Annotated in this window: 9 protein-coding genes; 1 reads left to right on the top strand and 8 read right to left on the bottom strand. The window is 70.5% G+C overall.

Annotation, left to right across the window (positions count from 1 at the left end):
• Positions 1–300, bottom strand: a 300-nt coding sequence (locus VFZ20_RS18165) for a hypothetical protein (protein WP_329685341.1), incomplete at its 3' end; no start/stop codon positions are given.
• 404 nt (positions 301–704) lie between these two features.
• Between VFZ20_RS18165 and VFZ20_RS18170 the strand changes: the two genes are divergently transcribed.
• Positions 705–1,970, top strand: coding sequence for a 4-hydroxy-3-methylbut-2-enyl diphosphate reductase (locus VFZ20_RS18170; RefSeq protein WP_329685342.1), 1,266 nt, complete (start codon positions 705–707; stop codon positions 1,968–1,970).
• Positions 1,971–2,000: 30 nt separating this feature from the next.
• On the opposite strand, the gene VFZ20_RS18175 is transcribed toward VFZ20_RS18170, so the two are convergent.
• The 7 genes from VFZ20_RS18175 to VFZ20_RS18205 form a co-directional block, all read right to left on the bottom strand.
• On the bottom strand, positions 2,001–3,464 hold the full coding sequence (locus VFZ20_RS18175; protein WP_329685343.1) for an HD domain-containing phosphohydrolase: 1,464 nt from the start codon (positions 3,462–3,464) through the stop codon (positions 2,001–2,003).
• Between the two features lie 211 nt (positions 3,465–3,675).
• Positions 3,676–4,209: a hypothetical protein gene (locus VFZ20_RS18180; RefSeq protein WP_329685344.1), complete on the bottom strand. Its 534-nt coding sequence runs from the start codon at positions 4,207–4,209 to the stop codon at positions 3,676–3,678.
• 201 nt (positions 4,210–4,410) lie between these two features.
• A complete protein-coding gene (locus tag VFZ20_RS18185) occupies positions 4,411–4,770 on the bottom strand; it encodes a hypothetical protein (RefSeq protein WP_329685345.1) in 360 nt (119 codons plus the stop codon).
• Entirely contained in the window at positions 4,767–5,297 is a 531-nt protein-coding gene (locus tag VFZ20_RS18190) for a cytochrome c (RefSeq protein ID WP_329685346.1), read from the bottom strand. The genes VFZ20_RS18185 and VFZ20_RS18190 overlap by 4 nt, the downstream gene beginning before the upstream one ends.
• 170 nt (positions 5,298–5,467) lie before the next feature.
• Positions 5,468–5,932 carry a SufE family protein gene (locus VFZ20_RS18195; protein ID WP_329685347.1) on the bottom strand — a complete coding sequence of 155 codons (465 nt, stop codon included), beginning with the start codon at positions 5,930–5,932 and terminating at the stop codon, positions 5,468–5,470.
• A 247-nt stretch (positions 5,933–6,179) separates the two neighbouring features.
• The gene (locus tag VFZ20_RS18200; RefSeq protein WP_329685348.1) at positions 6,180–7,538 is read right to left on the bottom strand and encodes an SGNH/GDSL hydrolase family protein; all 1,359 of its coding nucleotides are present in this window, start codon (positions 7,536–7,538) and stop codon (positions 6,180–6,182) included.
• 52 nt (positions 7,539–7,590) lie between these two features.
• A partial coding sequence (locus VFZ20_RS18205) for an OmpP1/FadL family transporter (RefSeq protein ID WP_329685349.1) occupies positions 7,591–7,986 on the bottom strand: 396 nt, incomplete at its 5' end.

The raw sequence follows: 7,986 nt of genomic DNA on the forward strand, positions 1-7,986 counted from the left end.
GAACGACGTGGTGTCCGCCACGGCGGCGAACGCGTCGCGCGCGTAGCCCGGCATCTCGCGCAGGGGCACCCAGTCCGGCCGCCGCCGCGCCTCGCGCTCCTGCTTGAGCAGGCCGCCCCGCAGCTGCATGTCGCTGTACCCCAGGTACGCGCCCACGGCCGCCAGGCACAGCATTCCCAGGACGCCCACGGCGATCAGCGAGCCGCGGTAGCGCCCGCCGATGCGCGTGTCCTCGGGCTGCTTGGCCCACTTTCCCGTGCGCGGCGCCCCGCCGAGCAGCTTTCCCTTGGCCTTGGCCACAGTCCGAACGTCGGTGCGAAGGTACGTGGTACGCGGGTACGAAGGTACGCCGCCGTGCAGCGTTACGACCGCCCGGCGGGCAAGAAGCATGCGCGCCACGGCTGCATCGCATCAACCTGCATGTCTCGTCGATGGCGCCGCAACGGGGCGGATGCCTGAAACAAAACCCTCCCGCCGGGCTTGGTGCGGGAGGTGCCGACGGGGGTCCGGATGAAAGCGGACGTGTTGGAGGCGGATCGATGGACGTCGACGCATCCGGCCGACGTCGCTCCGGCCTCCAACTTCCATCGCGCCAACGATTTCGCCGCGCGGACGGTGGCGTTCGGGCCGGCACGCGGTTAACTTTCAGCCCTGCCGGACGCGCCCCGCGAGCCGGCCGACGAGACGCGCCCGCACGTGCCCCGATGGAGCAGACCTACTTTCGCCGCGGCTTCGGCCTCCGCAAGCAGATCGAGCCGCTGATCCGGTCCGAGTACCACAGCGCCCTCGTGGAGCGCATCCGCTCCCGCGGCTACCAGGACACCTGGGGCGAGGGCGACCGGCGGGTCACCATCCGCCTGGCCGAGGAGTTCGGGTTCTGCTACGGCGTGGACCGGGCCGTGGAGTACGCGTACGAAACGCGCACCCAGTTCCCGGAGCGGCGCATCTTCCTGCTGGGCGAGATCATCCACAACCCGCACGTCAACCGCCGCCTGACGGAGATGGGCGTCGTCTTCCTGCACCCGGACGGCGGCGGACGGTTTGACTTCGGGGCCATCACGCCCGAGGACGTCGTCATCCTCCCCGCCTTCGGGGCCACCGTGGACGACTTCCGCCGGCTCCAGGCCCTCGGCTGCATCCTCGTGGACACCACGTGCGGCAGCGTGCTCAACGTGTGGAAGCGGGTGGAGCAGTACGCGCGCGACGGGTTCACGGCCCTCGTCCACGGCAAGTACCTGCACGAAGAGACGCGCGCCACCGCCAGCCAGGCGCTCAAGTACCCCGAGGGCCGCTTCATCATCGTCCGCGACATGGCCGAGGCGCGGCTGGTGATGGACTACATCGAGCGCGCGCCGGGCGCCCTGACCCGCGAGGCGTTCCTGGAGCACTTTCGCCCCAAGGCGTCCGAGGGCTTCGACCCGGACCTGCACCTGGAACGCATCGGCGTCGCCAACCAGACGACGATGCTCAGCGGCGACTCGCTGGCCATCGCGGCCGAGGTCGCCCAGTCGCTGGAGCGGCGGTACGGGGGAGAGGGATACGACGCGGCCGCCCACTTCCGCTCGTTCGACACCATCTGCAGCGCCACGCAGGAGCGGCAGGACGCGGTGGAAAAGCTCGTGGCGGGGCCGGACGGGCCCCCGGACGTGATGGTGGTGATCGGGGGATACAACTCCAGCAACACGCACCACCTGGCCGTGCTGTGCGCGCGCCACGCCGTCACCTTCCACGTGGCCGACGCCGACCGCATCGACCCGGCGCGGGGCACCATCCGCTTCAAGCCGGCCGGCTCGCCCCTGGACGCGCCCGAGGTGGAGGCCGAGGACTGGCTGCCCGCGGGACCCCTCGTCGTGGGGATCACGGCGGGCGCCTCTACCCCCAACGTAAAGATCGGCGAGGCCGTGGAGCGCCTGCTGCGCACCCGCGGCATCGCCGTGGAGACGGAGGACGCCCTGGCGGCCACCGCGTAATTTTAGTCTGTCGGTGGCGCAAGACGAGCGTTATTCGGACCCGGCGAAGGCGGCCTCCACGGCCGTGGGGGCCAGCTCGTCAAAGAGCTCGCGGAAGAGGACGAACAGCTCCGGATCAAAGCTCCCCTCGTCGTCCACCATGATGGCCAGGGCCTCGTCGGGCGTAAGGGGCGCGCGGTAGCTGCGGGCCGTCGTCAGCGCGTCGAAGACGTCGGCAATGCGCAGGATTCGGGCGGAATAGGGGATGTCCCCGGCCACCAGCCGGTCCGGGTAGCCGCGTCCGTCCCAGCGCTCGTGGTGGCTGCGCACCATGGGGCGGATGTCCCAGGGAAACTCCACCGGCGCCAGCATCTCGTCGCCGATCACCGTGTGGCGCTCCATCAGCGCCCGCTCCTCGTCCGTCAGCCGCCCCGGCTTGTTCAGGATCTCCGCCGGTACCTCCGTCTTGCCCACGTCGTGCAGAAAGGCGCCCATGCGGAACCACACCATCTCCCGCGGCGTCAGCCGTCCCGCCCGCTCCGCGATGCGGCAGGCGTAGTCCGCCACCCGGGCGCAGTGGCCCATGGTGTAGCGATCCTTGGCCTCGATGCTCTCGCCCCAGAAGCGCACGAGCGAGAGAAAGTCCGCCTCCAGCTCCTCGATGCGCTTGTCGATGTCGGCCTGCTCCGCCTGCGCCTGCAGACGGGTAAACAGCAGGTGCGAGCGGTTGAGCGCCTCCAGCGCCTCGCGGTTGCGCCCCTGCGCCCGCTGCACGCGCGCCATCTCCCGCTGCGTCTCGGCCTCCAGCAGCGGCTCTTCCTGCGCGATCTCGATGGCCTGCCGCAGGTGGATCTCCGCCAGGTGCAGCTTGCCGCTCTCCCGGTAGATGGCCCCGTAGAACTTGAGCGCCTCCGCCTTGCGGACGGGATGGTTCACGCGGCTGAAGATCTCGAACCCCTCGTCGCAGCTCTCCCGCGCCCGCTGCAGCTCACCCCGGGCCAGGAACAGCTCCGCGCGGTTGATGTGCACCACGCCCGCGCGCACCACGTCCCCCACCTCCTCGGCGATGGCCAGCGCCTTCCGGAAGTAGTCGTCCGCTTCCTCCAGGCGCCCCAGGTCCACGTGCAGCATCCCGAGGTTGTTGAGCGACGCGATCCGGCCGCGGGCCAGCCCGGCGCGTTCCAGGTGCTCCAGGGCCGCCTCGTACCGGTACTGCGCCTCCGTGAGGTTGCCGCGCACGTTGGCGAGAACGCCCAGGTTCTGCTCGGTCTCGCCGATCAGCACCAGGTCGTTCGCCTGCCGGCCCAGCTCGAGGGCGCGATGGTACAGCCGCTCTGCCTCGGGAAGGTCTCCGGCATTGTGGCTGAGCGTGCCCAGCCCGATGGTGGCCCGCCCCGCGGCATCGGGGTCGCCGCGCAGCTCTGCCAGCATGAGGGCCAGGTTCAGCAGGTCCGTCGCCAGCTCACGGTCACCGGCCTGACGGTAGCAATGGCCGCCACGCAGTACGGCCTCCACGAGGGATTCCGGATCGCGCGCGAGCACACTTGCGCGAAACGCCTCGTGAAGGGTGCTTACCGCCTCGCCCCATGCACCCGAGCGTTCCTGCGCGGTGGCTTTTTCCAGGAGAGATGCGATCGTGACCGTCAACGGATGCGCTGCGGGAGGGTACAGAAACAAAGGGGCGGCACGCGAGGCCGCCCCTCCGGGTCACCAGCAGGCGTTTGCCTCAGGGCATGCTGGTCTGATCGGCGCGGCCGCCGCCCAGCAGATACCCCGAGAAGTGCTCGAGGTGCGTGCTCAGCGTGTTGCCCCGGCGATCCGTGGACAGCACTTCCAGGATCTGGTTGCGGTCGTCCACGTACGTGACCACCACGGAGCTGAAGCCGCGGCTCTCGACTCCGCTTGCGCGCAGGGTGAGCACCGGCTCGGCGCCTGCCGGGAAGACGAGGCCGTGCGGCGAGAGGTGAACGCCCTGGTAGCGGTCGTCCGTACGCATCCCGATCTCCGTCGGCTCCGACAGCGCCCCGGCGGGGAACTCCAGGCGGTGACCGCTGGAAAGCTCGATGGTGCCGCCCTCGGGCCCGATCACCTTGGAAGCGGACTCCTTGCCGGCGACCGAGAAGCTGGGTCCGGTCGGCGCAAGGATCAGCTCCAGCCCCTCACCGGGCTGCACGGGGGCGGAGACGGTGTCAGCACATCCGCCGCCCGTGATCAGGATGCCGGCGAGGGCCAGGATGGAGCCCAGACGAAAGCGGGACATGGATCCTCCGTTTAGAAACGAGCAGGAAACGTATGCCTGCAAGGCGCGGTTATGCGTGGGAATGTGACACACAATACGTGGCAGAGGCAACTCTGTCAACTCCCCCGATCGCTCCCATCGTGACCTGCCATCTCCGGCCAAGCGAAAGCCCCGGTGGACGAACGCTCGTCCACCGGGGCCAAACAACCGTTTCGCGACGGTTCAGTGGTGGTGCGGGGGCTCGCCCGGCATCACGCGGAACACGTGGTTGTACGTGGCGCCCAGCGCGCCCAGCCCGGCCAGCACCAGGAAGAAGGCGGCGATGGTGTAGCCGATCTGCGCGCCCGAGCGGTCGATGGCGCCCCACTTGGCCGCGTTCATGGCCGTAAAGGCGGCCAGGGCCAGCAGCACCACGCCCGCGCCGAAGCCCACGGCCATGCCCACGGTCTTCTCCATCGCGTCGCTCATCACCGGCACCTTGAGCGCAGACGGGCCGCGGGGGCGCGGGTTGGCCGAGCTCCACTTGTCGTAGCGGCCCTCGACGGTGTTGAAGGTATCGTCGGCGTCCGGTCGGCGGCTCATGCTCCCCCCTGGTGGCTCAGCGCGAAGACGTAGGCGGCGATGGCGCGCACCTGCGCGTCGTCGAAGCTGCCGCCGCCCTTGGGCGGCATCATCCCCGGGTACTGCTTGGGGGCGGGCACGCCGTTGTTGATGAGGGTCACGATCTCCGGGTACTGGCCGGAGATGTTGAGCCACTGGTTGTCGGCCAGCTTGGGCGCGGCCGCGCTGCCGGCGCCGCCCTGCCCGTGGCAGGCCGCGCAGACGGTGCCGTACAGGTCCTGCCCCTGGTCCACCATGGCCTGGGTCACGCCCCCGGGCAGGTTGGTGGCCACGATGCGCGCGGCCGAGCCGCTCACGGCGCTGCCGGGCGTCACCGCCGGCGGATCGGGGTACGCGGCCCGGGGCACCTGCGGGTCGTCGCGGTACACGAGCTTGGGATAGCCGCCCACCGCTCCCGGCTCGCACCCGGCCAGCAGGGCGGCCACGGCGGGGAGCGCCAGCCACGCGGCGCGGGCCGAGCGCCTGCGCCGGAACACGTCAGCCTTCACGAGTCTTCTCCTGTGTTTCCACGCGCGGCAAAGGGCGTCCGGGCCCTTTCGCCGGACGGGTAAAAGAATCGACGCCCCCCGCGCGCGCAAGGGGCGGGCCGTCGCGCGTGCGGGAGTGCCGAGGTACGCGGTACGAAGGTGCGGGATACGAGGGTACGGACGCGCGCGCGTCAGCCTCCCGTCGCGTCGCGCTCTTCCACGGCCTGCCGGGCGGCGCGCTTGAGGCGCTCCACCATGGCGTTGAGCCCCGCCTCGCGCGCCTGCAGGCCGATCTTGCCCATCACCTGCCGCACGAAGTCCGGCGGGATGGCCAGCACCGTCTCGGGCGGCTGGCCGTTCACGGCGTCGAAGATCATGGCCAGCAGGGCCCGCAGCGCCGCGCTCTCCCGCGGCAGCTCCGCGTGGTAGTACATCTTTCCGTCCACGAACTCCGGGAAGATGGCCACGGGCGTCTGGCACTCGTGCACGCGGTACTCCGCCAAGTCCACGCCCTGGAAGCGCTCCGGCAGGGCCGGCAGCCTGCCGGCGTACTGCACCAGCGCCTGCCGGGTCATGTCGGGCGTGAGCGTGGCGAACCGCCTGAGGATCTTGTCGATCGACGGCGGGATCTGCTGCGGGACGTCGGCGTTGCTCATGGGCTCGATCCGGTCAAGGAGTCCTTTCCTGCGCGCCAATCTAACGCATCCCGCCCGTCCCGGAGAGAGGGACCGACTTCGCGCCGCGAACGATCGCGCATCCCCGCATCCGCTCCGAACGAGTCACGTACCTCCGTACCGCCATACTCCCGCACCTCCGTCCTCTGAACCTCCGTTCCTCCGTACCAAAGCAGCGGGGCGGCCCGCGAAGGCCGCCCCGCTTTCCGTCAGGCCCGTCCGGGGACGATCAGTTGATCGCCGTGGACAGGGTGGTGCCGTACTTCTGGTTGATGGCCGCGGCAAAGCGGCCGGCCAGGATCACGTGCGCCTCGGTGGACGGGTGCACGCCGTCGAACGAGATGAGCGTTCCGAAGAAGTTGGGCGCGGCGTACGGCGCCGTGGGGCCCGTGGGCGGCACCGGGCACGACGTGAGCACCGCCCCCTGCACCGCCGCCGCCGAGCCCGAGGCCAGCGCCCCGGCCAGCGCCTGGCACTTGCGCACGCGCTGGTACCGGCCGTTGTCGTCCTGCTGCCCCGCGAACTCGCCAAAGATCGTGTTGGGGTTCACGTACAGCCAGTTGTTGGCCGTGGCCGCCGCCTGGATGGCGGAGTTGTAGGCGTTCACGCGGGCCGTGACGATGGCCTGCTCGGCCGTGTCCAGCACGTACGCGCCGCGGCGCGGGTCACCCACCGGGTACGCGGCGGGATCGCAGTTGATCTCCGGGAAGTTGGTGTCGCTCAGGATCTGGAACGACACCATGTTCGCCGACAGCGGGTTGGGCTGCCCCAGGTTGTTCACCGGCGAGCAGTTGGCGTTCACCGGCTTGCCGTTGAAGCGGTCCGTGGCCGCGTCGCGCGCCAGCCAGAAGTACGCGCCCGGCTGGATGAGCGGCGCCGCCTGGATGGCGTTCACCACGCCGATGAGCATGGCGCCCTGCGGGGCCGCGACCTTGATGCTGTCCACCAGCGCGTTGAGCCGCGTGGTGAACGCCGCCAGCGTGGTGAGGGTGGAGTCGGCGCCGGCCGCGCGCGGCCCCAGCACGCCGCCCAGGCTGGCCTCGAGCGCGTCGTTGTTGCCGATCCACACCGAGACGAACGTGGGATGCGCCTCGATCATGGCGCGCACCTGCGTGCGCGGGCCGATGAGCAGCGTGTTGAGCGACGCCAGCTGCCCCGTGGGGAACTGCAGCAGGTCGCCCAGGCGCTCGCCCGGCACGGCCAGGTTGTTCACCAGGACCGGGCTGTTGATGCGCACGCAGGTGTCGGCCGCGGTGCCGCCCACCCGGCCCGTGGTGCCCAGGGGCGCCAGGAACGGACGGGGGCAGCCGGGGCGCGCGATGAGCGGCGCGTTGAAGTTGGCCGCCGCGCGCTGCGCCAGCAGCACGGGGTACGCGCGCACCTGCAGGCTGTCGTTGATGCCGCTCGACTGGTAGCCCGCCGTGATCGAGTTGCCCAGCGATACGTAGCGGGTGAACAGCGTGCCGCCCGCGCCCGCCGGGGTAACGGTGGTGATGACCTCGTCGCCGTCGCCCACGCAGGCGCCCAGCAGGGCCACGCCCGCCAGTGCGGCGACGCGCAGCGCCTTGCCCAGCGATCTCTTCTTCATGCGATGGTTCTCCTTGAGCATTCCGGTGTCGTTCCGTGGTCGCCGGGGCGGGTTACATGCCGCCGAAGTGGTACGCGACGGTGAAGTTGAAGATCATGCCCGTGGCCTCGTACACGCCCGCCCGCGGACCCTCGGGGAGCACGGCGCCCGCCCGGTCCGGCTGGTTGATGTACTGGAACGCGAAGTCCGTCGAGAGCGCGTGGGTAAACCGGTAGCCCAGGCCCAGGCTGTAGTAGTTGCGCTCGCCCTCGGGCAGGAACGGCGTGGCGCGGGGGCTGGCCGCCTCGTTGTAGCGGAACCCGGCGCGCAGCATGAGCGCGTCCGTGGCCTGATAGTCGGCGCCCAGGCGGAACGTGTTGGCGTCGTCGTAGCCCAGCACCAGCGTGTCGGGCGCCTGCGACTCGAACACCACCGGCAGCGCGTCGAAGCTGCTCCAGTAGGTGCGCTG

Source organism: Longimicrobium sp. (genome assembly GCF_036280135.1).
Taxonomy (GTDB): domain Bacteria; phylum Gemmatimonadota; class Gemmatimonadetes; order Longimicrobiales; family Longimicrobiaceae; genus Longimicrobium.

Coding starts and splice junctions, on each gene's coding strand:
- VFZ20_RS18170 (WP_329685342.1), top strand. CDS start 705: ATGGAGCAGACCTACTTTCGCCGCGGCTTCGGCCTCCGCAAGCAGATC.
- VFZ20_RS18180 (WP_329685344.1), bottom strand. CDS start 4,209: ATGTCCCGCTTTCGTCTGGGCTCCATCCTGGCCCTCGCCGGCATCCTG.
- VFZ20_RS18195 (WP_329685347.1), bottom strand. CDS start 5,932: ATGAGCAACGCCGACGTCCCGCAGCAGATCCCGCCGTCGATCGACAAG.
- VFZ20_RS18185 (WP_329685345.1), bottom strand. CDS start 4,770: ATGAGCCGCCGACCGGACGCCGACGATACCTTCAACACCGTCGAGGGC.
- VFZ20_RS18200 (WP_329685348.1), bottom strand. CDS start 7,538: ATGAAGAAGAGATCGCTGGGCAAGGCGCTGCGCGTCGCCGCACTGGCG.